Below are 24,877 nucleotides of genomic sequence, written 5' to 3'. Positions count from 1 at the left end.
GCGTTCAATGGCATCGGGTGAGAATGACGCGTTCCGGCGAGCGCCGGATGGCAAGGCATTGTTCGTAGGCCCGATAAGCGCAGCGCCATCGGGCACCGGTGATGTACTCCATCCGCCCCCGGTCATTCAGTGCCGGATGGCGGCTTCGCCTTATCCGGCCTACATGTTCAATGGCATCGGGTGAGAATGAGGCGTTCCGGCGAGTGCCGGATGGCGGCTTCGCCTTATCCGGCCTGCACGTTCAATGGCATCGGGTGAGAATAACGCGTTCCGGTGAGCGCCGGATGGCAATGCATTGTTCGTAGGCCCGATAAGCGCAGCGTCATCGGGCATCAGTCAGACACTCCACCCGCCACCCAACGCTTTATACAAATCAATCTGCGCCAGCAGCAGGTTATTTTTCACCTGCACCACGCTGGTCTGTACTGAGAACAGCGTACGCTGCGCGTCCAGCACGTCGAGATACGAGGAATAGCCGTTACGATAGCGGTTTTGCGCGATTCGCAAGGTCTCCTGTGCGACCGCCTGTTGCGCCTGCAACTCCTGCAACTGCTCCTGATAACGGGTGATGGCATCCAGACTGTCGTTCACTTCTCTGAAGGCGTTGCGCACGGTTTTCTCGTAACCGTACAGCGCCTGATTGCGCTGCGACTGCGAAATATCCACCTGCGCGTTCAGCGCCTGACGGTTTAACAGCGGGGCAAGAATGCTGCCGCCAAGACTCCACAACTGGAGGGGATTATCGAGTAGAGCGGGCAGGGTGCGATCCTGTATCGATCCGCCTGCAGTGAGATTGAACGACGGTAGCAGGCTGGCGCGGGACGCCGCCAGTGAGGCATCGGCAGCAATCAACTGACGCTCGGCCTGGACAATATCCGGACGGCGATTAAGCAATGTTGACGGCAGTTGCGAGGGAATCTTCAGCGGCGTCAGCGCCTCGAAATCCGCGCTGCGATCGACGCGTTGCGGGTTAGCGCCAAGCAAAATGCTCAATGCGTTCTCCTGCTGGGCAATCTGATGTTGCAAGAGCGGAATTTGCGCACGCGTGGAGCGCAGTTCAGAGTCGGACTGCATGAGCTCCAGGCGCGAACTGTAGCCCGTTTCATACTGGCGTTTAGCCAGATTCAGCGCCTCTTCGCGGGATTTCACCGTCGCCTGGGTCACTTCCAGTTGTTCATCAAGCGCCAGCAGCGTGACATACCCGGAGGCGACCGATGATGCGATGGTCAAATCTGCCGCCGCGGCCGCCGCTTTTTGCGCCTCCAGCGAGGCCTGCGCTGCACGCGCCGTGCTGCGGTTAACCCCCCAGATATCGACGTCATAACTGGCAGTCAGGCTGCCTTTATACAGCGTACTGTAAATGGGCAGTCCGGTGGCGGCGGACTGTGCGCGGGCGCGGGTGCCAGCAAGGCTGGCATCCAGTGAGGGAAACAGGCTGCCCTGCGCGGCATAGACCTGCGCCTGGTATTCATTGATGCGCTCACGGGCGATCAGCACATCGCTGTTATTATTCAGCGCCTGATCGACATACTGATTCAGATAACGATCATGAAAATTTCGCCACCACACCTGCTCTGCGGGGCTGGCGGGGCCGCTGGTTGCTCGCCAGGCGGCGGGGATTGCCAGTGAGGATGTCGCGGGCTGAACATCGACAGACTGACAGCCAACCAGCAGCAGGGCGACCGCCACGCCCGACAAGGGGCGGAAGGTCATGGTTTCACCTCCCGGGTATCAATATGCACCTGTACCGACATGCCGGGGCGCAGCAGCGCGACATCCTCTGGCTTGCCAAGCACTTCCACCCGTACCGGGATGCGCTGGGCTATTTTCACGAAGTTGCCGGTCGCGTTATCCGGCGTGATGGCGCTAAATTCCACGCCCGTTGCCGGCGAGATGCTCTCAACGCGGCCTTCATACTGTTTATCGTTTAAGGCATCGACGCTAAATTTCACCGGCTGACCGACGCGGAGGTCGGCCAACTGCGTCTCTTTGATATTCGCGATGACCCAGTGCTGAGGCGGGACCAGCGTGGTGAGATGCGTACCGGCAGTGACGTATGCCCCAAGCCGTACGGCGATTTGTCCAAGCTGACCGTCGCGCGGGGCGATGATCCGCGTGTTTTGCAGATCAATTTCCGCCAGTTCCAGCGCGGCTCTGGCGTTTTCCACATCCGCCTGCAACGCGTCGCGGTTAACAATCACGGTCTGCAAATCCTGGCGCGACATGTCCAGCGTCGCTTGGGCCTGATCGATATCCGCGCTGCCCTGAGCCGCGCTGGCGAGGGCGGCGTCACGCTCACGAATCGACAGTGAGCCATCAGCCGTCAGATCTTTCACTCGTTTCAGATCGGCCTGGGTCTTCAGACTTTGCGCTTTGGCATTTCTCAGAATGGCCTCGTTGCGCACAATCACGGCTTCCGCGCTTTTACGCTGCTGCTGGTTATTGTTGAGCGCGGCGATTTTCATCGCCAGCTGCGCCTGAGCCTGATGCACTCGCTGACGATAGATGCGGTCATCTATCTGCAATAACAGATCGCCTTTTTTAACCTGCACGAAATCCTGCACGTTCACCTGGGTGATGTAGCCGTTCACCTGCGGGCTGATAAATGTCGTTTGCCCGCGCACATAGGCGTTATCGGTGAACTGCGTATGGCGGGTAAACGGCGGAAGCTGCCACGCATACAGGATCACCAGCACGCCGACGATGCCAATCGCTGCAGCGGCAAAAATGGAGACAATGCGCAAATTATTGCGGGTGTGGGCCTGCTCTGTGGCGGCATCCTGCTGACTCATAACTGCTCCTGAGAGAACACTTTCAACATCATTATTTTCCGTTATTTAGTACCTGTGGCTTTCTTCAGCGCCAGATGCGCCGTCACGCGCAGACGCAGCAGACGCCAGAAAATCCACACCAGCGTGGTGGTAGCGATGCTGGCCGTCAGCAGGTAAGTATCATTGTAGGCGAGGATATTGGCCTCAAGGGCGCTAACGTTCTGCAGTTGCAGCACGGCCTGGGTGTCCAGCAGCGCGCTGTCGCCAATCAGGCCCTTGTACATCTGCGTATAGAGCTGTAGCCGCTCATTCACCAGCGGATTAAGCGTGGTGAGCTGGTCGGCCAGCAGACTGGAGTGGTATTTTTCGCGCCAGGTTTGAAAGGTGCCGAGGATCGCTGACCCTAGTAGGCCGCCGATGTTTTGACTCATCCCAAACAGCACGGAAAAGCTGACCAGATTTCGCGGATCGGCGACAACGCCACCGATCCCGGCCAGCATCGCCGGGGCGAGAAAGAAAGCGCTGCCGAAGCCAAGCAGAAACTGGCTAATCATCAGCTGATCCGCACGCGTCAGGTTGTTCGACTGGCTGTCCAGCAGCGAGGCAACGATCATCAGCACCAGCGAGGTGACGATGGGCCAGGCTAGCCGCGTCGGCTTAATCGTCAGACAGCTGGCGACAATGCCGCAAACAATCCCGGCAAAGATCGACCACGCGAGCCAGGTCATCTGCTCGTTCTGTAGTCCGGCATACTGCAGCCAGCCAATCACACCGGTATTTTGCTCCGCCAGGACAATGCGGATCAGCAGCATAATCAGCCCGAGACGTAAGATACTGCCGCTCGACAACCAGCGGGTATTGAGCAGGGGGTTGCTGCGGTTATGTTCAAACGTGATGGCGGCAATGATGAGCACCGTTGCCAGCGCCAGCGACCAGCCTATCCACGGCGCTTCAAACCACCAGTCCAGGCGCCCCAGCGACAGCACGGCGCAAAGTAATGCCATCCCCGGTGCCAGTAAAATAAACGTGATGAAGTCTTTCTTTTCAAACACCTTTTTGCGATCGCCCGGTGGTAGCTTCAGGGCGATGACGCAGCCCAGCGAGATCAGTGCCAGACCCAACTCAAAAAAGTACAGGCCGCGCCATTCATCAAGCTGTAGCAGTTCAGTCGAAAACAGACGGGCTATTGGGATCGCCAGCGAGGAGCCGGTAATCCCTATCGTCAGCGCCTTGAGACGATGTTTCGCCGGCCACGCCTGAATCTGATAATAAATCCCCAGCGAACTGAGCGCGGCGGCGACCATGCCGTGCGCGGCACGCACCATGAGTGCAGAGCTCAGATCGTTAACAAACAGGTGGAAGAAGGTGACCAGCACGTACAGCACCAGAAACCCTTCGGTGAACGCCCGCAATCCGTATTGCTGGCGAAATTTCACCAGTAGCAGGTTGATAGAGACATTGGTCATCACGTAAACCGCAGGTAGCCATGCGATCTCCGTTGACCAGGCCGCAAAGGTGCCCTGCAAATTTTGCAGGTTGGCGGAAACCATCGCGTTGCCTAATGCCCCCGTCAGACACACCAGCAGGCCAACGACACCATAAGCGATACGCTTTGGCGTGCTGTGAACAGGCGTTGAGGGAGAGCCCAGCAGAGCCGGTTTTTCGTGAGGCTGCCAGTCGCGAGGCGCGTAGGGATCGCGTTGAGGCAGACGCATAAGGTTTTTTACCTTCATTGAATCTATTTATTAGCAGGCTAATGGTAATGTATGTTACGTAAATTATAAATCAAGTGAATAGGAAAACGCCTGGTAAATCAAATGTTCCGTGCAGGTATTACATCAAAGCGGCCAGAGGGTCTGGCCGCGAAGGGATTACAACACGTCGGGTTGGGCGTTGATCGCCGGGTTACGCTTCACCCGACTGGCAAAGAAAATGGCAACCAGTGATATCGCCACGGTGGTGAGCAGATACCACGCCACGGGCACCCAGTCGCCGTCATATTTCGCCAACAGACCGGTGGCGATAAGGGGCGCGGTACCGCCCGCCAGCGCGGCGCCAATCTGGTAGCCAAGGGTGATACCGGTGTAGCGAACGTTGGCGCTGAAGATTTCGGAACACAGTGTTCCCAGTACCGCCGTCACCGGAGCCCAAAGCACACCGAACATCACGATTGTCGCCAGCATGATGCCCCAGGTGGTGCCGGTATTGAGTAGCAGGAACCACGGCACGATAAACAGGCCAAGCAGGGAGACGCTGATGGCATACATCCGTTTACGCCCGATCTTGTCCGACAGCAGGCCCATCAACGGGATCATCACGGTGGCGATCAGTGCGCCAACGGTGACGGCTTCCAGCACCTGAGATTTCTGATAGCTGAGGGTGCTCGTGGCATAGCTGACCACAAAGGTCGAGAAAATATAGAACGGTGCGGTTTCCACCACCTTCAACCCGGCGGCAATCAACACTTCACGCCAGTGATGGGTCAGCGTATCGCGCAGCGGCGCTTTGGCGACCTGACCAGACGCTTTCACTTTTTTAAAGTCCGGCGTTTCGTCGATATCCCGACGGATCCACAACCCTAACAGCACCAGCACGGAGCTCAGCAGGAACGGAATGCGCCAGCCCCAGGAGAGAAAATCCTCTTCGCTAAACAGGGTCATCAGCGACACGATAAACGTCGCCATCAGCATCCCAATCGTCACGCCCGCCTGCGGAATACTGCCGAAGAAGCCTTTGCGTTTTTCCGGCGCGTACTCATAGGCCAGCAGCAGCGCGCCGCCCCATTCGCCGCCAATGCCCATCCCCTGGATGATGCGCATCAGAATAAGCAGGATAGGGGCCCAGATACCGATCATGTCATAAGTGGGCAGCAGGCCAATCATTACCGTCGCGCCGCCCATCAGGGAAAGCGTCAGTACCAGCGTCTTTTTACGCCCGATGCGATCGCCGATGTGGGCGAAAATCACCCCGCCAATCGGGCGAATGAAAAAGGTCAGAGAGAAGGAGAGATACGAGAGGATAAGACCGATCACCGGGTCGACCATCGGGAAGAAAATCTTGTTGAACACCAGTGCTGCCGCGGTGCCGTACAGGAAGTAGTCGAACCACTCAATCGCACTGCCGGTCAGACTGGCGACGAGTACCTTCTTATTTTTCTTCAGAATAGCCGTACTGCTTTCATGGGTTGTCATTACCTTAAAACCTCCGCCAGAGAACAAAGAAGGTGTCACCTGGCAGCGCGGCAGGTGCAACCTGTAACGTTAAATGGTTGTAAAATTGTTAATCAAACTAGGTGTGTTCTTAACATTTAACAAGCGACGTCGTGTGGGAATGGGCTAAAAAGAGAGTGATTTGGCAGTGTTATTTTCTGTATGAACAGAAGTTATAGCGTTAATCATTTATAAAATGGCGGAAAAACAGGATAACATGCAGGTGCAACCGCCCGGTTTTTAGACGTTTTGTGTTATTTCACGCAGATGACAAAAAAAGCGTCGAAATATCAATCACCAGCCTTTCAGAGAGATCTGCTGTTTATTCAGCGCGGGTGCGGTACTCTGCTGCAATGAGAGGAGGAGCCTAATGATGCAACCGTTCCCGAAACTTTCTGCCACCACCCTTGAGGCTATCAATACGGTGGGGCAGTGGCTGGCGCAGGATGACTTCTGCGCAGGGGCCGCTTACCCGGCAGACTGCGTGGTGCTGGCGGGCAATGCCGTCATCCCGACAATTGACGCCGCCTGTCGAATTGCTCAGGAGCAAGCGATCCCGCTGCTGATCGCCGGTGGGATTGGTCACTCCACGACCTTCCTGTATGCCGCCGTCGCTCAACATCCGCGCTACAACACGATTCAGACTACCGGTCGCGCCGAAGCTGCCATTCTGGCGGATATTGCCCGGCAGTTCTGGCAACTCCCCGCCGATAAAATTTGGCTGGAAGACAGGTCAACTAACTGTGGGGAAAACGCCCTTTTTAGCGCGCAGATGATTGCTCAGGCCGCAGAACCGATTAACACCGCCATCGTGGTACAGGATCCCACCATGCAGCGGCGCACGGTGGCGACCTTTCGCCGGGTGACCCGTGACGATCCGGACGCGCCGCGCTGGTTAAGCCATCCGGGGATTACGCCCGTATTGTGTCAGCAGGAAGACGGTGTCGCGTTCGCCAACGACCCTGACGGCCTGTGGACCGTCGATCGTTATTTAGCGCTGGTGGTGGGAGAAATCCCGCGTTTGCGCAATGATGAAACCGGCTATGGTCCACGCGGGCGTGATTTCATTGTGCATGTGGATTTCCCGCCAGAGGTCGAGGCCGCATGGCAGATCCTGCAACAGGATGCGGCGCTGAATGACGCGATGAACACCCGTTCGCTGCGCTAGCGTCTGCCCGTTTGGGCGTATTTTCTCCCAAACGGGCAAAACGCAAAGGCCTGCCTTTTTGTTCTCCCCAGCCCGATCCCCCTCTTTTATGAAGCAGTTCACAGAATCACGACGCCAGTCGGGATCGCTGAGGCATGATTGATATTTATTAACAATAGTTTTACTTGTTAAAAACAATTCAATCACAGGAGCAGCGCATGTCAGTACCCGTACAACATCCAATGTATATCGATGGACAGTTTGTGACCTGGCACGAAGATGCCTGGATTGATGTCGTCAACCCGGCAACCGAAGCGGTGATTTCGCGTATTCCTGATGGTCGGGCTGAAGACGCGCGTAAAGCCATTGACGCCGCCGATCGCGCTCAGACCGACTGGGAAGCGCTTCCGGCGATCGTTCGTGCGGGCTGGCTGCGCAAAATTGCCGCCGGGATCCGCGAGCGCGCCGATGAAATCAGCGCCTTAATCGTCGCGGAAGGGGGGAAGATTCAGCAACTGGCGGAGGTGGAAGTCTCCTTTACCGCCGATTACCTCGACTATATGGCAGAGTGGGCTCGCCGTTATGAAGGCGAAATTCTGCAAAGCGACCGCCCCGGTGAGAATATTTTGTTGTTTAAGCGCGCGCTGGGGGTCACCACCGGGATCCTGCCGTGGAACTTCCCGTTCTTCCTCATCGCCCGTAAATTGGCTCCGGCGCTGCTTACCGGAAATACCATCGTGATTAAGCCCAGTGAATTTACGCCCAATAACGCCATCGCATTTGCCAAAATTGTCGACGAAATTGGCCTGCCGCGCGGTGTGTTTAACCTGGTGCTGGGGCGCGGCGAGACCGTCGGACAGGAACTGGCTGGCAACCCGAAGGTGGCAATGGTCAGCATGACCGGTAGCGTTGCCGCAGGTGAGAAGATTATGGCGACGGCGGCGAAGAACATTACCAAAGTGTGCCTGGAACTGGGCGGCAAGGCATCGGCCATTGTGATGGATGATGCCGATCTTGACCTTGCGGTAAAAGCAATTGTGGATTCCCGGGTCATCAATACCGGGCAGGTCTGTAACTGCGCTGAGCGCGTATACGTACAAAAAGGGATTTATGACCAGTTTGTGAACCGTCTGGGTGAAGCCCTGAAGGCGGTGCAGTTTGGCAATCCTGGCGAGCGTAACGACATCGCCATGGGACCGCTTATCAATGCTGCTGCTCTGCAACGTGTTGAGCAGAAAGTGGCGCGTGCGGTACAGGAGGGCGCGCGGGTGGCGCTCGGCGGTAAAGCCGTTGAGGGTAAAGGTTATTATTATCCACCCACGCTGCTGCTGGATGTCCGTCAGGAGATGGCCATTATGCACGAAGAGACTTTCGGTCCGGTGCTGCCCGTTGTGGTCTTCAACACGCTGGAGGAGGCCATCGCGATGGCGAATGACAGCGACTACGGTCTGACGTCGTCAATTTATACGCAGAATCTCAACGTGGCGATGAAAGCCATTAAAGGGTTGAAGTTTGGTGAGACCTATATTAATCGCGAGAACTTTGAGGCGATGCAGGGCTTCCACGCGGGCTGGCGTAAGTCGGGGATTGGTGGTGCTGACGGCAAACACGGGCTGAACGAATACCTGCAAACCCAGGTGGTCTATTTGCAGTCCTGATCGGCGAAGAAGAGCGGAGGTTTCCCTCCGCCTTTACGCTTAGCGTTTAATGAATTTATCAAGGGTACGGATAAGCTGCGTCACAAAGCCGTATTCGTTGTCGTACCAGGCCACCGTTTTTACCAGTTGCAGATCCCCCACCTCGGTGATTTCAGTCTGGGTGGCATCAAACACGGAACCAAAATGGGAGCCGATGACGTCAGAGGAGACAATTTCTTCATCGGTGTAACCAAAAGATTCATTGTTTTGCGTCGCTTTTTTCAGTGCGTTGTTAACCTCTTCCGCCGTCACTTTTTTAGCCAGAATCGACACCAGCTCGGTGACGGAACCGGTTTTCACCGGAACGCGCTGTGCATGGCCCTTCAGCTTGCCGCTGAGATCCGGGATAACGAGACCGATCGCTTTCGCCGCCCCCGTGGTATGCGGGATGATGTTTTCGGCTGCCGCACGCGAGGCGCGCAGATCCTTCCCACGCGGGCCATCGACCAGCGACTGCGTGCCGGTGTAAGCGTGAATCGTGGTCATGGTGCCCACCTTAATACCAAAGTTGTCGTGCAGGGCTTTGGCCATCGGCGCCAGGCAGTTGGTGGTACAGGAGGCCACCGAAACAATTACATCACTGGCATTCAGCGTGTCATCGTTAACGTTGAAGACGATGGTCTTCATGTCCCCTGCAGGCGCGGAGATCAGCACTTTTTTCGCACCAGCATCGATGTGAGCCTGAGATTTCTCGGTTGAGGTATAAAAGCCGGTGCATTCAATGATGACTTCCGCACCTTTGGCTTTCCACGGGATATTTTTAGCGTCTTTCTCTGCATAAACCGCGATCGTTTTCCCGTCAACAATCAGCGCGTCTTCCGTAAAATCAACGCTCCAGGGGAACGGGCCGTAGTTTGAGTCATGCTTAAGCAGATAGGCGAGGATTTTAGGGGAGGTGAGGTCGTTGATTGCGACCACATCAACATCGCTTTTGACTTCCAGTAACCGACGCAACACCAGACGACCAATACGACCAAAACCGTTAATGCCAATTTTACTCATGATTAACTCCTGTGAGGTTGTCGCGGACATTCTTTTTTCCCTACCAGGCATAGTCCAGTATGGCGGGGTGAGCAATCGCACTTCTTGCCGTTGAGCCTAACTGACTGATAAGCAGTGAAGAAAAATTAATGAATTTTTAACAAAAGCTCGCTATGTTGTCGCTTTATTGTTTTTACTCAGGAAGTGTTATGGGCAATAAGTACTCAAGCCTGCAGATTGGCATCCACTGGCTGGTCTTTTTACTGGTGATTGTGGCCTACTGTGCGATGGAATTCCGCGGCTTTTTCCCGCGCAGCGACCGTCCCGTCATTAACATGATTCACGTTTCTTGCGGGATAGCCATTCTGGTTCTGATGGTTGCGCGTTTGCTGATCAGACTGAAATATCCGGCTCCAGCCATCGTGCCGAAACCTAAACCGATGATCACCGGACTGGCACATCTGGGGCACCTGGTGATTTATCTGTTGTTTATTGCACTGCCATTGATCGGCCTGGTGATGATGTACAACCGCGGGAATCCATGGTTGGCCTTTGGTCTGGTGATGCCGTACGCGGCAGAAGGCAATTTCGAACTGGTGGATACGCTGAAGTCCTGGCATATCACGCTGGCGAATCTCGGCTATTTTGTCATTGCGCTACATGCCGCCGCCGCGCTGATGCACCATTATTTCTGGAAGGATAATACGCTGCTGCGGATGATGCCGCGTAAGCGATAAGGTGATTTTCGCCCGGTGCGGGTAGCCTCCCCGCACCGGACGCTACTGATAACCCGCTGTGCAAAGCAATCGGGTTGGTGGTATATACGAGAAGGGGCCCGGCTTCCTTTCTGCGTTGCGATGCCTTTGCGGAGCAGCAGGAGCCGTGAGATAAGGTTATTTCACATTTTGTTGATACCACTAACGCGTTTCTGCGCCTGGAGAAAATATGGATTTTTATAGCAGCAGGGAATTTACCGGCTCTAAAGCCTGGGACTCTCAACATATTGCCAGCTTTGATAACGTCAGCGTAAAACTTCACTGGACCGATCAACCCTACAAGTGGCATATCAATGATGGACAAGAGGTTTTTGCTGTAATGGATGGCAGTGTTGAAATGCGATACAAAGAAGACGGTAAGGTTAACAGTAAGATACTGCATGCCGGTGATATTTTTTATGCAAGTGAAGGGACAGAACACATCGCTCATCCACAGGGGGTGGCCCGGGTTCTTGTTATTGAAAAAGAAGGCTCAGTCTAATCCTGTTTTTCTTCGCCTCGCGATATCATTGATAATGTGGCGCGGCTGGTACTAAGCCGCCAGTTGCGAGGGCATCAGAAATAAAAGTGTCATTACAGGTCATGAAAAATAAACATTCGCTGCTGATGGCCCACGCAGACCATTTATCCGACAAAACTCAACGCGTAGCCCAGGGGTAAGTTTTTCTGAATCGCGGAGGTTTAGTGCTGAAATGTGAAGCTGAACATCTATACGGCCATCGGAGGGGGTGATAAGACCTTTGCCACTTTTGTAGTCAAAGGTTTTGACAATTCCTGTCATTTTACGGGACAAACAAATTCCTTAATACTGATAACCCGGTGCACTATACAGATGATTTGAAAGAAAGCCAGCGTTTTCTGGTGGGTATAAAGGAGTCCGGATGGCTAAAATAAACATTGATTAATTGGTATGACCGTGCGTTAATGGCGACGTCGGTTTGAAGAACAGACGATATACAAAGTAGTTTACTAAAGCAGTTCTCATTTCAGGTGTTATTCACTTATTCCTTCTTTGAGTCTCTCCAATAAGTACTAAGTAATTTCTGTAATAAAAACCATCTAAGCCGAAAGGCTCAATTTAAGGAATATAAAATGTCAAATAAAATGACTGGTTTAGTAAAATGGTTTAACGCTGATAAAGGTTTCGGTTTCATTACTCCTGCTGACGGTAGCAAAGATGTTTTTGTGCATTTCTCAGCTATTCAGAATGATAATTACCGTACCCTGTTTGAAGGACAGAAAGTCACATTCTCAATAGAGGATGGCGCTAAAGGTCCTGCGGCAGCGAATGTCGTTACTACAGAGTAAAATCCAACGCTTTGTCTGTATGCGATAACGAAGAAGGCTGTTGCCTGAGTAGACATATCGACAGAGTGGGTAGGGGCTGGCTTTCCCCAAAAGCATCGCAATTTAAATTAAGCACATCAAACCCGCAATTGCGGGTTTTTTATTATATCAATTGACTAATGATATATATTTTTTGCTATTACATGCACTCGAGGGAGGATCAAAACACTCAGGCAACGGCTTTGAGATTTGTCTGGAAAACTTTATTGCAATGAGGGCAAATCAAAAGAGCACCTTTTTGTACTCTTGAAAAACTGTGTTGAGATTCTTTGGCGCAGTTTGGGCAGGAACAGTTGACAAGATAATTGCGACGTGATTTTGAGTCTTTACGTTCTGACATAGGCTTTTCCTGTATGAATGGACATCAATAATACACCAAATAACAAAAAAAATCTCATGTTTATTTTGATAAGCATAAATTCCGCGTACCCGAAATGTTTATTTAGAACACTTTTATGTCAGGCTCCGGGAATTACCTCCTTTCACATTTAAAAAACGGAAACCTGATACACCCAGCGCATCCGGGTTATCGGAGGTGATAGGGCTAAATGCATGCACGACAAAGAGAGTATTGCCAGGATTATCCTGGACCGCCGTCCTTGTACTTGCAGCCGGGGAGGTGGGGCGTGTTTCGGGAGCACCAAAAAGACGGTGTATGTTTACATGTGTACTTCAATACAAGCCTGTAACATACTGATTTTGATAAAATATTATATTTCACAAATTGTTAATATTTATGATAGTATACCCCCCTATAGTATACAGGGGGGCGTATGCCACATTCACCCGCAGATAAAAAACGTATTCTGACTCGCGTACGGCGCATTCGGGGGCAGGTGGATGCTCTGGAGCGTGCGCTGGAGTCCGGCGAACCTTGCCTGGCTATCCTGCAACAAATCGCCGCGGTTCGCGGCGCGTCCAATGGCTTAATGGGCGAAATGGTTGAGATCCACTTGAAGGATGAACTGGTGAGTGGTGAAACCACGTCTGACCAGCGCGCCGTGCGCATGGCTGAAATAGGCCACCTTCTTCGCGCTTATCTAAAATAAACCTATCACCTCGCAATAAAGGGAAGAGACAGATGAAATCACGTGCAGCAGTCGCGTTTGGCCCCGGCCAGCCGCTTAAAATTGTTGAGATTGACGTCGCACCGCCGAAAAAAGGCGAAGTGCTGGTCAGGATCACCCACACCGGTGTGTGTCACACTGACGCGTTTACGCTTTCTGGCGACGATCCGGAAGGGGTATTCCCGGCGGTTCTGGGACATGAAGGCGGTGGTGTGGTGGTTGAGGTCGGCGAAGGCGTTACCAGCCTGAAACCGGGCGACCATGTCATCCCGCTGTATACCGCCGAATGCGGCGAGTGCAAATTCTGTAAATCCGGGAAAACCAACCTCTGTCAGGCCGTGCGTGCCACCCAGGGGAAAGGCCTGATGCCGGATGGCACCACCCGTTTTTCTTATAACGGCGAACCTATCTATCACTACATGGGGACCAGTACCTTCAGTGAATACACCGTGTGTGCGGAGATCTCACTGGCAAAAGTCAACCCGCAAGCGCCGCTGGACAAGGTCTGTCTGCTGGGCTGCGGTGTGACAACAGGTATTGGTGCCGTGCATAACACCGCGAAAGTCAAAGAGGGCGACACCGTTGCCGTGTTTGGCCTTGGCGGAATTGGTCTGGCGGTGATTCAGGGCGCCGTGCAGGCGAAAGCCGGACGTATTATTGCCGTCGATACCAACCCGGAAAAATTCAAACTGGCGGCTGAAATGGGGGCAACCGACTTCATCAACCCGAAAGACTATGACAAACCGATCCAGGAGGTGATTGTTGAACTCACCGATGGCGGCGTCGACTTTAGCTTCGAATGTATTGGTAATGTGAACGTGATGCGCGCGGCGCTGGAATGTTGCCACAAAGGGTGGGGCGAGAGCATCATCATTGGTGTTGCCGGCGCGGGCCAGGAAATTAAAACCCGTCCGTTCCAGTTGGTGACTGGCCGTGTCTGGCGTGGTTCCGCATTTGGCGGCGTAAAAGGGCGAACCCAGTTACCCGGGATGGTGGAAGACGCGATGACCGGGAAAATCCAGTTGGATCCGTTCATTACCCACCGCCTGCCGCTGGATCAAATCAACGACGCGTTTGACCTGATGCACGAAGGTAAATCCATCCGTACCGTTATCCATTTCGGCGATAACTGATTCATCCGCCAGCGGAAATCTCCGCTGGCGCTCTCCTGTTTTTAACATAAATGTTGTCAAACTGTGACGAAATCGGCGCTTTTCCCGGTAAGTAAACCTCGCGGAATGCCGATGACTATCTAACGGGCGCGTATTACGCATTAATCCTACAAGAGAGTCGACGGTCATGGACAACACAACATCGATGCAAGCACCACATAAGCTGGGCTTTTTGCATCACATCAGGCTGGTTCCGCTGTTTTCCTCCATTCTCGGTGGCATCCTTTTACTGTTCGCGCTGAGCTCAGGTCTGGCGGGCTACTTTCTCATGCAGGCTGACCGCGATCAGCGGGACGTGACGGATGAGATCCAGGTTCGCATGGGATTATCGAACAGCTCGAACCACCTGCGTACCGCGCGAATCAACATGATTCATGCAGGCGCTGCCAGTCGGATTGCCGAAATGGATGACATGAAGGCCAACATTGCCGCAGCGGAAAAGCGTATCAAGCAGTCTGAGGAAGGATTTAACGTTTACATGGCACGCAAGGTGAAAACCCCTGCGGATGAAGCGTTGGATGGCGAACTGGAGAGTAGCTTCAAAGCCTATGTCGCAGGGATGCAACCGATGCTCAAGTACGCCAAAAACGGCATGTTTGAAGCGATCATCAACCACGAGAGCGAACACGCAAGACAACTGGATGACAGTTACAACAAAGTCTTGCTGAAGGCGATCGAACTGCGCATGGCGCGTGCTAACCAGTTAAGTGAGCAGGCGCATCAGCGCACACAACTGGGGATGATGTTCATGATAGGTGCCTTTGGTCTGGCGCTGCTGCTGACGCTGATGACGTTTATTGTTCTGCGTCGTACCGTCATTCAACCTTTGCAGCATGCCGCGCAGCGTATTGAGCAAATTGCCGCTGGCGATCTGACCATGCAGGATGAGCCGACCGGGCGCAGCGAGATTGGGCGTCTGAGTCGCCACCTGCAACAGATGCAGCGTTCGTTGGTGCAAACGGTCGGATCCGTGCGTCAGGGCGCAGAAGAGATTTACCGTGGCACCAGCGAAATCTCGGCGGGCAATACCGACTTGTCTTCACGCACCGAGGAGCAGGCTGCGGCGATCGAGCAAACGGCAGCCAGTATGGAAGAGTTGACCGCAACGGTGAAGCAAAACGCCGATAACGCGCACCACGCCAGCAAACTGGCGGAAGATGCGTCCGGTAAAGCCAGTCGTGGCGGACAGATGGTCTCCGGCGTGGTCCAGACGATGGGTAATATTTCGACCAGTTCGAAGAAAATCTCTGAGATCACTGCGGTCATTAACAGCATTGCCTTCCAGACCAATATTCTGGCGCTGAACGCCGCAGTAGAGGCCGCGCGTGCCGGTGAGCAAGGGCGTGGATTCGCCGTGGTCGCCAGTGAGGTCCGTACGCTGGCCAGCCGCAGCGCCCAGGCGGCGAAAGAGATTGAAGGGCTGATCAGCGAGTCAGTCCGGCTGATCGATCAGGGTTCCGGTGAAGTGGTCGCGGCGGGTAATACCATGACCGACATTGTGGAGGCGGTTAAACGCGTCACCGATATCATGCTGGAAATCGCGGCGGCGTCGGACGAACAGAGTCGCGGGATAGTCCAGGTTAGCCAGGCTATTTCAGAGATGGATAAAGTGACGCAGCAGAACGCCTCGCTAGTGGAAGAGGCCTCTGCGGCGGCGGCATCGCTGGAAGAGCAGGCCGCGCATCTGACGGAGGCGGTGGGTACGTTTCGCTTGCAGGGTGGACGCTCGGGTAAACGCGTGTCGACAACAAAGACGCCCGTTCAGCCTTTAGCACAGCCGGTTACCGATAGTGGGGATAACTGGGAAACCTTCTAATCGCCATTGCCGGGTGTGGCGCAATGGCGACTCATCCGGCCTGTCTGACCGGTTATAACGGCATCGATTTACGAATGGCGGAAATTAAGATCTGTGCGCCAGAGGAGAGCGGTGAATCCACGCGGGTCAGAATACCGATCGGTTCGCCAGCGCCCTGTGTTGGCACCGGTAGCGAAACCAGCGTCGCCTGGCGCAAATCCTCTTTTACCGCACCTGACGGCACAAACCAGACGTAGTCATAATCGACGGTTAGCTGGCGCGACAGCGACGCGGAGAGCGTTTCAATGCAGCCGGTTGGCATCTTACAGCCCTGACTTTGCAGCAACGCCTCGGCATTCTGACGGGGGATTGTCCCTTTTGGCGAGACAACCACGGGCCAGTCCATCACGCGACTCAGCGTCACATTTTCCTGCAGTAACGGGTGGTTGGGGCGAACGACCAGCTTTAACGACTCGAGAAACAGCAGCTCATAATTGAGGCCGCTCATCAATTCCGGATCGGACATCCGGCCAATGCCGATGTCGATCTCGCCGGATTTCAGACCCGCCAACAGCATGGTGTTGTTCATCGTTGCGACTTGCAGCGTGGTCTCTTTTTGTTGCCGATGAAACTGCCCGATGACCGACGGAAGAATACCCAGCGCGGCGGTCGGCAGAGCGCCTATTCTTACCACATCATTGTTAAGACCTTCTTTACGATTCAGCGCCTGTCCGGCGGTATTGAGCGCGTCAAGCACTTTCACCGCATGCGTTAAGAACTGCTCGCCGGGCAGCGTTAGCTGCGCGCCAAGCCGTCCGCGCTCGAAGAGGCGGGTTCCGGTCAGTTGCTCCAGTTCGTTAAGTGTCTTGGAAAGCGCAGGCTGGCTAAGGTTAAGGGTTTCTGCTGCGCGCCCCAGGGTCCCTTGTTGAGCAACAGCGACAAATGTATGAAGATGGCGCAATCGGATGCGCTGACTGAACAGACTATTTTTTTCCATAAGCGATGTTAAGAACAGAGCGGTGCCGGTGACAAGTAAAGTTGTTTGTTTTTGATAACTTGATTGCAAAATATTATTAACATTTAACTTATTTAAGTAACAGCACTTTCTCTTCGGAGGCGAAAATGATCCATGTCACAGGTCACCTTAATCCGGATAGTGATGCCATTTGTACCGCTTTTATGGCAGCGCGCTGGCTGAATATGCGCGGACTTCAGGCCACCGCCTGGCGTCTGGGCGAACCCAATCGCGAAACCCGATTTCTGTTCGAGCGGGCCGGGCAGGATATACCGCCGTTGCTGGAAATGCCGTTGACGGATCTCGACGTCTGGCTGGTGGATTTCACCGAGCCGACACAGGGGCCGGAAACCCTCCGGGAGAGCAATATCGTCGGCATTATCGACCATCATCGCCTGGGTGGGCTGGTTACCCGCCTGCCGCCAGAGGTATGGATAAAGCCGGTGGGCAGCAGTGCCACGCTGTTGTGGCAACTGATGAGCCCAGAGAACAGGGCGCAGATAACGCCTGCGCAGGCGTTATTGTTGTTGGGCGCGACGCTGAGTGACACTGTCACGCTTCGTTCGCCCACGACGACTGCGGATGACCGTCTGGCCGTCGAAGAACTGACAGCGCTTGCCGGGATTGATCTGACCGCGTTCAGCGCCGATCTGCTGAGCGCGAAAACCAGCGTTGAAGGATTGCGTGCCAGCGAACTGCTGCAAAAGGATATCAAGCGTTTCACTATCAACGGTCAGCAGGTGAGCGTTGCACAGATTGAACTGTACGCGCTGAGCCAGGTCGCCGACATGATGGGCGCTCTGCGTGAGGAGATGACCGATTACGCGGCCCGCAGCGGGGCGGATTTGGTTGTGCTGATGCTGACCGACATCAACGTGGGCAATTCACAACTCTGGTTCGCCGGCCCGCGCCAGCCTGAACTGGCGCAACCGGTAATAGTGGAAGGGATGTTGAGTCGTAAGAAACAGATGCTGCCGTGGCTGGAAAGTCATGTTGCGCAGATAAACTAGACAAAACGGGCTGACAGATTCAGCCCGTTCCCTTGACGGCATCAGACGTCAAAAAAGACGGTTTCATTTTCGCCCTGCAGGTGAATATCGAAGGTATAGACGGTCTCATTACCGCGCTGCTCGCGGCGGGCAATCAGGGTCTGACGGCGAACTTCCCATTCGATCAGATTGAGCACCGGATCGCGCTGATTGGCTTCTTGTTCATCCGCAAAATAGAGGCGAGTATTCAGGCCAATGTTGATGCCGCGCGCAACAATCCACAGATTGACGTGCGGCGCCATCGTACGGCCATCGCGTCCCACCACGCAGCCAGGTTTGATGGTGTCGAAACGCCAGACGCCGCTGTCGAAGTCGGAACAGGTTCGTCCCCAGCCGCGAAAATCCGCGTCGATCGGCTTTTCTTCCTGACGGTCTGCCGGATGGTTATAGCGTCCGTGGGCGTTGGCCTGCCAGATTTCCAGCAGCACATCGCGCACCGGCGTGCCTGAACCGTCAATCACCCGGCCTTCAATCACGATGCGCTCGCCTTCGGTATGACTGTTAGTCAGCGTGGAACTGAAATTCTTCTCAAAGATGTGAAACCCTGCGGCGTCAGGCGCAAGCCCAATGTGCACATACGGTCCCGCCGTTTGCGAGGCGGTTTCCTGCAAATAGTCTTTCATCGCGAGCCCCCCTGAGTACGGTTTTCAAATAAGGTGGCGCGCTGCCCGCGGAGCACGAGGTCAAAGCGATACGCCAGGCAATCGAGCGGTACGGCGGCGTGGGTATCCAGTTCGGCAATCAGCGTGCGGATGGCATCATCGTTATTGATGGTTTTCACAATCGGACACTGCTTGATCAGCGGATCGCCTTCAAAATACATTTGCGTAATCAAACGTTGGGCGAAAGCTTCACCGGAGAGTGAAAAGTGGATGTGCGAAGGACGCCAGTCACTGACCTGATTGCGCCACGGGTAGGGGCCGGGCTTGATGGTACGGAAAAAGTAATAGCCGTTCTCATCGGTTAACACCCGCCCGCAGCCGCCGAAGTTAGGGTCGATCGGTGCGAGATACTGGTCCTTCTTGTGGCGATAACGACCGCCGGCATTGGCCTGCCAGACTTCGACCAGCGTATTTTTCAACGGCTGGCCAAAACCATCACGCACATAGCCATGGACGATAATGCGCTCGCCAATCGGCAGGCCGTCTTTGGCGTAATTCATGATCAGGTCATTATCCAGCGGGCCAAGATCGTTGTTGCTGAAGACCGGTCCGGTGATTTCAGACAATGAGTTTTGTAAGGAGATCAGCGCGTTGCGCGGCGAGCGCAGAACGCTGGTTTTATAGCCAGGGGCAAAGGCTGGCGGATGGCTGTTATAGTCGCGATGGATCACCTCGCGAGAGGTCACTTTTTCACGCATAGCGGACTCCGGTACAGGGAAGAGAGTTATTGTTTTATGCTTACCTGACGCAGTGTGTGTAAATGCATTGTTAATTAAAAGTGAATTTATGCCGTTTATTACATAACCAAAGGCTATATAACGGCGCAGGGTCTGACGCAGAGCGAATTCAGGTGAGATCACACTTTGTAAATTCTTCCCCCCAGAGTGAATGGCGTTTCCTACACTCCAGGTAACATTCACTGGAGGCATGACATTATGGCGAACACCATCACGGCAGATGAGATTCGGGAACACTTTTCGCAGGCAATGTCAGCCATGTACCAGCAGGAAGTTCCGCAGTACGGCACGCTGCTGGAACTGGTGGCGGATGTGAATCTGGCGGTCCTCGAAAATAACCCCACGCTGCATGAAAAACTGGCTAATGCGGATGAACTGGCGCGCCTCAACGTAGAACGTCATGGCGCTATTCGCGTCGGTACGGCAGAGGAACTGTCCACGCTGCGCCGCATGTTTGCCATCATGGGGATGTTTCCAGTCAGCTATTACGATCTCTCCCAGGCCGGGGTACCGGTGCACTCAACGGCATTCCGTCCCATTGACGATGCCTCGCTGTCGCGAAATCCGTTTCGCGTCTTTACCTCGTTATTGCGTCTTGAACTGATTGAAAACGCCCCGTTGCGCCAGCGCGCGGCGGAGATCCTCGCTCAGCGCGATATCTTTACGCCACGCTGTCGTGAACTGCTCGATGTCTGGGACAGCCAGAATGGGTTTAGTGCGTCACAGGCGCGCGAGTTTGTGAAAGAAGCGCTGGAAACCTTCCGCTGGCATCGTCATGCCACTGTGGATGAACAAACCTATCATGCGCTGCATAACGAACATCGACTGATCGCCGATGTGGTCTGTTTCCCCGGTTGTCACATTAACCACCTGACGCCCAGAACGCTGGATATTGACCGGGTGCAGTCGATGATGCCGGAATGTGGTATTGAACCGAAAATCCTTATTGAAGGCCCACCGCGTCGTGACGTACCCATTCTGTTGCGCCAGACCAGTTTCAAAGCGCTGGAAGAACCGGTGCTGTTCGCTGGTGAAATGCAGGGGACGCATACGGCCCGCTTCGGCGAGATAGAACAACGCGGCGTGGCGCTGACGATCAAAGGGCGTCAGTTGTACGATGAATTATTGCGCAATGCCGGGACGGGCAAAGATAACCTGACGCACCAACTGCACCTGCAGGAGGTGTTTAACGCGTTCCCGGACAGCGAATTTCTGTTGCGCCAGCAGGGGCTGGCATGGTTCCGCTATCGTCTGACGCCGTCAGGCGAAGCGCACCGCAAGGCGATTCATCCCGGTGACGATCCACAACCGCACATTGAACGCGGCTGGGTGCAGGCGCAGCCCATCACCTATGAAGATTTCCTGCCGGTCAGCGCGGCGGGGATTTTCCAGTCGAATCTGGGGAATGAAACTCAGGCGCGCAGTCATGGCAATGCCAGTCGCGAGGCCTTTGAACAGGCGTTGGGCTGTCCGGTGTTTGACGAGTTTGTGTTGTACCAGGAGGCGGAAGAACGCAGCAAACGGCGTTGCGGCCTGCTTTAATCCAGGTATCCTGTAGGGATCTGCGATTAACGGGTAAACATGGACATGGTCAATCCCAGCATTCCACTGATTAAAACGGTGCAGGGCCAGTTGATGGGGGTTGTACAGGATGACACCCACCTCTGGCGCGGCATTCCTTACGCCGCGCCGCCAACGGGTGAACGACGCTGGCGAGCACCTCAACCGGTCGCCCCCTGGTCCGGGGTTCGTGACGCCAGTACCTTCTCCAGTGCAAGCTGGCAGGACATTGAATACTGCAAAGAGTTGGGCGGCGGCGATCCGGGCGCTTTTTCTGAAGATTGTCTCTATCTCAACGTCTGGTCTCCGGCGAAACGTCATCAGCCGCTTCCGGTAATGGTCTGGCTGCACGGCGGTGGCTACACCATCGGTGCCGGCAATCTGCCACCTTATGACGGCGTTGCGCTGGCGAAGCGTGACGTGGTTGTCGTTACCGTCAATTATCGCCTCGGTCATCTCGGCTTTTTTGCCCATCCGGCGCTGGAAGGCGAAGAGGGCGAGTGCCTCAATAACTTCGCGCTGCTCGACCAGATTGCCGCGCTGCGCTGGGTTCAGGAAAACATCGCCGCGTTCGGCGGCGATCCGCAAAACGTCACGCTGTTTGGGGAGTCGGCCGGGGCGCGCAGCGTACTCTCGCTGTTAGCCTCTCCGCGCGGAAAAGGGCTGTTTCATAAAGCGATTGTACAGAGCGGCTACACGCTGCCGGACACGCCTCGCGAGATTGCCCTGGAAAACGGCGTTGCGCTGGCAGAGCACTTTGGCTTGCAGAACGCGACGGCGGAACAACTTCGCGCCATTCCGGCTGAGGCATTCTGGCCGCTGGGCGCGCCGTATAAAATTGCGCCGACGCCCATCTCCGGCGATGCAATACTGCCGGAACCGATGCTGGACGTCTTTTTTGCCGCCAGACAACACCCAATGCCCATGATGATTGGCTCGAACAGCGATGAAGCCAGCGTGATGGCCGTCTTTGGCATCGACCTTGCCGGGCAAATCCAGAAACTACGTCGTGAACGCAGGCTGGGACTCGGTCTGATTAAGCTGCTGTATCCGGGTGTGAAGGGCGATGAAGAGCTGGGGCGGCAGGTGTGTCGGGATATGGCGTTTACGGCATTGGGCTATGTGGTGATGCAGGCGCAGCAGCGGGTTGGCGAACCGTGCTGGCGCTATTGGTTCGATTACGTTGCGGAAACGGAGCATCACACCTACGCCAACGGCGCATGGCATGGCAATGAAGTGCCTTATGTTTTTGATACATTGATGCTCGCCGAGCCCTCGCGCAATTACGTGAACGCTAACGATCTCGCTTTTGCCGCCCACGTTGCGGATTACTGGGTCAATTTCGCCCGTCATGCCAGCCGGTCTTGCGATGTGCTTCACGGACCGGTCCGCTGGCCTGCCTGTATTCAGGGCCGCGATCGGTTGTTGCGCATTGGGCTGAACAAGTTCGCCGGATTTAAGGTTGAGAACCGGTTCATGCGGGCGCGGCTTTCGCTCTTTAAACGGGTGATGGCCCACCATGTCAGTCTCGACTAACTTTGCACAAGCTGAAAGTTTGTGCGGGAAAATTTACGTGGGAATCAGTCTGTTCTCATCGACACGAAATATTTTCCGTTTTGTTCAGATAATCAGCGGCCAACAATTGGATTCTTAATGAATTTTGTCTAGAGTGAGCGGTCAGAATTATGCAACTTCTTGCCGCTGTCGAGCGCCAGCGCGGGACCCTTCACATGACCAGAAGGATTTACTTTCAGGTATGAATCGCAGACGATTTATTAAAGGTTCAATGGCAATGGCCGCCGTGTGCGGTACCAGCGGTATTGCTTCACTCTTCACCCGTGCTGCTTATGCGGCGGAATCCGACATTGCAGACGGACAAACCGTCCGCTTTGATTTTTCCGTACTGCAATCCATGGCGCACGATCTCGCGCAGAAACCGTGGGGCGGTGCGCCGCGTGCGTTGCCCAATACGCTGGCGAATCTGACGCCGCAGGCCTACAACAGTATTCAGTACGATGCCGCGCAATCGCTGTGGAACAACGTCGAAGACCGCCAGTTGGATGCGCAGTTCTTCCACGTCGGGATGGGCTTTCGTCGCCGCGTACGCATGTTCTCCGTTGATTCCAGCACCCATCAGGCGCGTGAGATCCACTTCCGTCCGGAACTGTTTAAATACAATGATGCCGGCGTTGATACCAGACAACTGGAAGGGCAAACCGATCTCGGCTTTGCCGGTTTTCGCGTCTTCAAAGCGCCCGAACTGGCGCGTCGCGACGTCGTCTCCTTCCTTGGCGCAAGCTATTTCCGTGCGGTTGATGATACCTATCAGTACGGGCTTTCCGCGCGCGGTCTGGCAATTGACACCTACACCGACACCAAAGAAGAGTTCCCGGATTTCACCGCCTTCTGGTTCGATACGGTGAAACCAGGCGCCACCTCGTTTACCGTGTACGCGCTGCTGGACAGCCCGAGCATCACCGGTGCCTATAAGTTCGTGATTCACTGCGAGAAGAGCCAGGTGATCATGGATGTCGAAAATCGTCTCTATGCCCGCAAAGACATCAAACAGTTGGGCATCGCCCCGATGACCAGTATGTTCAGCTGCGGCAATAACGAACGCCGCATGTGCGACACCATTCATCCGCAAATCCACGACTCCGATCGACTGGCGATGTGGCGCGGTAACGGCGAGTGGATCTGCCGCCCGCTGAACAATCCGCAGAAGCTGCAATTCAACGCCTATACCGATAACAATCCGAAAGGGTTCGGCCTGCTGCAACTGGACCGCGATTTTACCCACTATCAGGACATCATGGGCTGGTACAACAAGCGCCCAAGCCTGTGGGTTGAACCGCGTAACCAGTGGGGCAAAGGCACCATCGGCCTGATGGAGATCCCGACGACGGGCGAAACGCTGGATAACGTGGTCTGCTTCTGGCAGCCGGAAAAAGCCATCGAAGCGGGTGACGAGCTGGAATACAAATACCGTCTGTACTGGAGCGCACAGCCGCCGGTCCGTTCGCCGCTGGCGCGCGTGATGGCGACCCGCACCGGTATGGGTGGATTCCCGGAAGGCTGGGCACCGGGTGAGCACTATCCGGAGAAATGGGCACGGCGTTTTGCGGTCGATTTCGTGGGTGGCGATCTGAAAGCGGCCGCGCCGAAAGGCATTGAGCCGGTGATTACGTTGTCCAGCGGTGAAGCGAAACAGATTGAGATCCTCTACGTTGAACCGTTTGACGGTTATCGCATCCAGTTCGACTGGTACCCGACGTCTGACTCGACCGATCCGGTGGATATGCGTATGTTCCTGCGCTGTCAGGGAGAGGCGATCAGTGAAACCTGGCTGTATCAGTATTTCCCGCCTGCGCCGGATAAACGTAACTACGTCGACGACCGCGTGATGCGTTAATCGACGCCGACGCCCTTCGTTATGCGAAGGGCGTCATCAGAGATGAGCGTGAAATATCTGTACAGGAATTAAACACGATCCCGTTCGCATTTTTCCCTAAGTCAAATGAGTAAGCTGAAGGAGTGTATTTCTTATACACATGATTTATCACTAACAGGGAGAGCGTATGTTTCCAGAATACAGAGATCTGATTTCCCGACTGAAATCCGAGAATCCTCGCTTTCTGTCTCTTTTCGAAAAGCACAACAACCTTGATCATGAAATTGCCAGGCTGGAAGGTTCCGATGGTCGGGGATACAATCTCGAAGTCGTTCGTCTGAAAAAACAGAAACTCCAGCTTAAGGACGATATGCTCAAAATACTGCAGAAAGAAAGCGTTGATGCGGGGTAATCCGCGTTGATGAGCCGCTAACCGCACAGAAGGAAAACCACGCTTTTTCCTTCTGTGTCAGCAAGCTAAGCCGCCGGCCCTGGCGGCTT

The 24,877-nt window shown here is 54.7% G+C and carries 23 protein-coding genes; 13 read left to right on the top strand and 10 right to left on the bottom strand.

What is annotated here, in order from left to right:
- Positions 1-336: 336 nt before the first annotated feature.
- From OGY35_RS20900 to OGY35_RS20885, 4 genes are all read right to left on the bottom strand, one after another.
- A complete protein-coding gene (locus OGY35_RS20900) occupies positions 337-1,713 on the bottom strand; it encodes an efflux transporter outer membrane subunit (protein ID WP_286633346.1) in 1,377 nt (458 codons plus the stop codon).
- Complete coding sequence (locus OGY35_RS20895) at positions 1,710-2,792, bottom strand: HlyD family secretion protein (protein ID WP_286633345.1); 1,083 nt, start codon at positions 2,790-2,792, stop codon at positions 1,710-1,712. Before OGY35_RS20895 ends, OGY35_RS20900 begins: the two co-directional genes overlap by 4 nt.
- Before the next feature lie 41 nt (positions 2,793-2,833).
- Positions 2,834-4,486, bottom strand: coding sequence for an MFS transporter (locus OGY35_RS20890; RefSeq protein WP_502872709.1), 1,653 nt, complete (start codon positions 4,484-4,486; stop codon positions 2,834-2,836).
- Positions 4,487-4,642: 156 nt separating this feature from the next.
- Positions 4,643-5,962: an MFS transporter gene (locus tag OGY35_RS20885; RefSeq protein ID WP_152404527.1), complete on the bottom strand. Its 1,320-nt coding sequence runs from the start codon at positions 5,960-5,962 to the stop codon at positions 4,643-4,645.
- A 391-nt stretch (positions 5,963-6,353) separates the two neighbouring features.
- On the opposite strand from OGY35_RS20885, the gene OGY35_RS20880 reads away from it, so the two are divergent.
- Together OGY35_RS20880 and aldA are read left to right on the top strand one after the other, a co-directional pair.
- Positions 6,354-7,148 (top strand): YdcF family protein, encoded by a 795-nt coding sequence (locus OGY35_RS20880; RefSeq protein WP_286633721.1) that lies wholly within the window; start codon positions 6,354-6,356, stop codon positions 7,146-7,148.
- Positions 7,149-7,345: 197 nt separating this feature from the next.
- Positions 7,346-8,785, top strand: coding sequence for an aldehyde dehydrogenase (aldA, locus tag OGY35_RS20875; protein WP_286633344.1), 1,440 nt, complete (start codon positions 7,346-7,348; stop codon positions 8,783-8,785).
- A 39-nt stretch (positions 8,786-8,824) separates the two neighbouring features.
- Here the strand turns inward: aldA and gap are convergent, their stop codons facing one another.
- Complete coding sequence (gene gap / locus OGY35_RS20870; RefSeq protein ID WP_178827946.1) at positions 8,825-9,826, bottom strand: type I glyceraldehyde-3-phosphate dehydrogenase; 1,002 nt, start codon at positions 9,824-9,826, stop codon at positions 8,825-8,827.
- 188 nt (positions 9,827-10,014) lie between these two features.
- On the opposite strand from gap, the gene cybB reads away from it, so the two are divergent.
- Together cybB and OGY35_RS20860 are read left to right on the top strand one after the other, a co-directional pair.
- Entirely contained in the window at positions 10,015-10,542 is a 528-nt protein-coding gene (gene cybB, locus OGY35_RS20865; protein ID WP_152404532.1) for a cytochrome b561, read from the top strand.
- A gap of 208 nt (positions 10,543-10,750) precedes the next feature.
- The gene (locus OGY35_RS20860) at positions 10,751-11,062 is read left to right on the top strand and encodes a cupin domain-containing protein (RefSeq protein ID WP_286633343.1); all 312 of its coding nucleotides are present in this window, start codon (positions 10,751-10,753) and stop codon (positions 11,060-11,062) included.
- Between the two features lie 99 nt (positions 11,063-11,161).
- Here OGY35_RS20860 and cspF read toward each other — a convergent pair whose 3' ends face one another.
- The gene (cspF, locus tag OGY35_RS20855) at positions 11,162-11,374 is read right to left on the bottom strand and encodes a cold shock-like protein CspF (protein ID WP_052746894.1); all 213 of its coding nucleotides are present in this window, start codon (positions 11,372-11,374) and stop codon (positions 11,162-11,164) included.
- A gap of 299 nt (positions 11,375-11,673) precedes the next feature.
- Between cspF and cspE the strand changes: the two genes are divergently transcribed.
- Positions 11,674-11,889 (top strand): transcription antiterminator/RNA stability regulator CspE, encoded by a 216-nt coding sequence (gene cspE / locus OGY35_RS20850; protein ID WP_152404534.1) that lies wholly within the window; start codon positions 11,674-11,676, stop codon positions 11,887-11,889.
- Positions 11,890-12,097: 208 nt separating this feature from the next.
- Here cspE and OGY35_RS20845 read toward each other — a convergent pair whose 3' ends face one another.
- Complete coding sequence (locus OGY35_RS20845) at positions 12,098-12,268, bottom strand: YnfU family zinc-binding protein (RefSeq protein ID WP_167337380.1); 171 nt, start codon at positions 12,266-12,268, stop codon at positions 12,098-12,100.
- A 433-nt stretch (positions 12,269-12,701) separates the two neighbouring features.
- Here OGY35_RS20845 and OGY35_RS20840 point away from each other — a divergent pair, with 433 nt between their 5' ends.
- The 3 genes from OGY35_RS20840 (at position 12,702) to OGY35_RS20830 (ending at position 15,983) form a co-directional block, all read left to right on the top strand.
- Positions 12,702-12,977, top strand: coding sequence for a metal/formaldehyde-sensitive transcriptional repressor (locus tag OGY35_RS20840; protein WP_046480941.1), 276 nt, complete (start codon positions 12,702-12,704; stop codon positions 12,975-12,977).
- A gap of 32 nt (positions 12,978-13,009) precedes the next feature.
- Positions 13,010-14,128 (top strand): S-(hydroxymethyl)glutathione dehydrogenase/class III alcohol dehydrogenase, encoded by a 1,119-nt coding sequence (locus tag OGY35_RS20835; RefSeq protein ID WP_286633340.1) that lies wholly within the window; start codon positions 13,010-13,012, stop codon positions 14,126-14,128.
- 166 nt (positions 14,129-14,294) lie between these two features.
- Positions 14,295-15,983, top strand: a complete 1,689-nt coding sequence (locus OGY35_RS20830; RefSeq protein ID WP_286633337.1) for a methyl-accepting chemotaxis protein — start codon at positions 14,295-14,297, stop codon at positions 15,981-15,983.
- 52 nt (positions 15,984-16,035) lie between these two features.
- Here the strand turns inward: OGY35_RS20830 and OGY35_RS20825 are convergent, their stop codons facing one another.
- Positions 16,036-16,959: a LysR substrate-binding domain-containing protein gene (locus OGY35_RS20825; protein WP_286633334.1), complete on the bottom strand. Its 924-nt coding sequence runs from the start codon at positions 16,957-16,959 to the stop codon at positions 16,036-16,038.
- A 125-nt stretch (positions 16,960-17,084) separates the two neighbouring features.
- Between OGY35_RS20825 and OGY35_RS20820 the strand changes: the two genes are divergently transcribed.
- The gene (locus tag OGY35_RS20820; protein WP_286633333.1) at positions 17,085-17,987 is read left to right on the top strand and encodes a manganese-dependent inorganic pyrophosphatase; all 903 of its coding nucleotides are present in this window, start codon (positions 17,085-17,087) and stop codon (positions 17,985-17,987) included.
- A gap of 41 nt (positions 17,988-18,028) precedes the next feature.
- Here OGY35_RS20820 and pcaG read toward each other — a convergent pair whose 3' ends face one another.
- Positions 18,029-18,649 carry a protocatechuate 3,4-dioxygenase subunit alpha gene (gene pcaG, locus OGY35_RS20815; RefSeq protein WP_286633332.1) on the bottom strand — a complete coding sequence of 207 codons (621 nt, stop codon included), beginning with the start codon at positions 18,647-18,649 and terminating at the stop codon, positions 18,029-18,031.
- Positions 18,646-19,386 carry a protocatechuate 3,4-dioxygenase subunit beta gene (pcaH, locus tag OGY35_RS20810; RefSeq protein WP_286633331.1) on the bottom strand — a complete coding sequence of 247 codons (741 nt, stop codon included), beginning with the start codon at positions 19,384-19,386 and terminating at the stop codon, positions 18,646-18,648. Before pcaH ends, pcaG begins: the two co-directional genes overlap by 4 nt.
- Before the next feature lie 237 nt (positions 19,387-19,623).
- On the opposite strand from pcaH, the gene hglS reads away from it, so the two are divergent.
- The 4 genes from hglS to OGY35_RS20790 all read left to right on the top strand — a co-directional run bounded on the left by hglS (position 19,624) and on the right by OGY35_RS20790 (position 24,788).
- Positions 19,624-20,967: a 2-oxoadipate dioxygenase/decarboxylase HglS gene (hglS, locus tag OGY35_RS20805; RefSeq protein ID WP_286633330.1), complete on the top strand. Its 1,344-nt coding sequence runs from the start codon at positions 19,624-19,626 to the stop codon at positions 20,965-20,967.
- A 45-nt stretch (positions 20,968-21,012) separates the two neighbouring features.
- Positions 21,013-22,521: a carboxylesterase/lipase family protein gene (locus OGY35_RS20800; protein ID WP_286633720.1), complete on the top strand. Its 1,509-nt coding sequence runs from the start codon at positions 21,013-21,015 to the stop codon at positions 22,519-22,521.
- Positions 22,522-22,741: 220 nt separating this feature from the next.
- On the top strand, positions 22,742-24,397 hold the full coding sequence (locus OGY35_RS20795; protein WP_286633329.1) for a glucan biosynthesis protein D: 1,656 nt from the start codon (positions 22,742-22,744) through the stop codon (positions 24,395-24,397).
- Between the two features lie 166 nt (positions 24,398-24,563).
- The gene (locus tag OGY35_RS20790; protein WP_042318909.1) at positions 24,564-24,788 is read left to right on the top strand and encodes an HP1242/YdcH family protein; all 225 of its coding nucleotides are present in this window, start codon (positions 24,564-24,566) and stop codon (positions 24,786-24,788) included.
- Positions 24,789-24,877 lie beyond the last annotated feature (89 nt).

Source organism: Citrobacter sp. Ct235 (genome assembly GCF_030332305.1).
In the GTDB taxonomy this organism is placed as follows: Bacteria; Pseudomonadota; Gammaproteobacteria; order Enterobacterales; family Enterobacteriaceae; genus Citrobacter_A; species Citrobacter_A telavivensis.
This window is presented reverse-complemented; position numbering and strand designations above follow the sequence as displayed.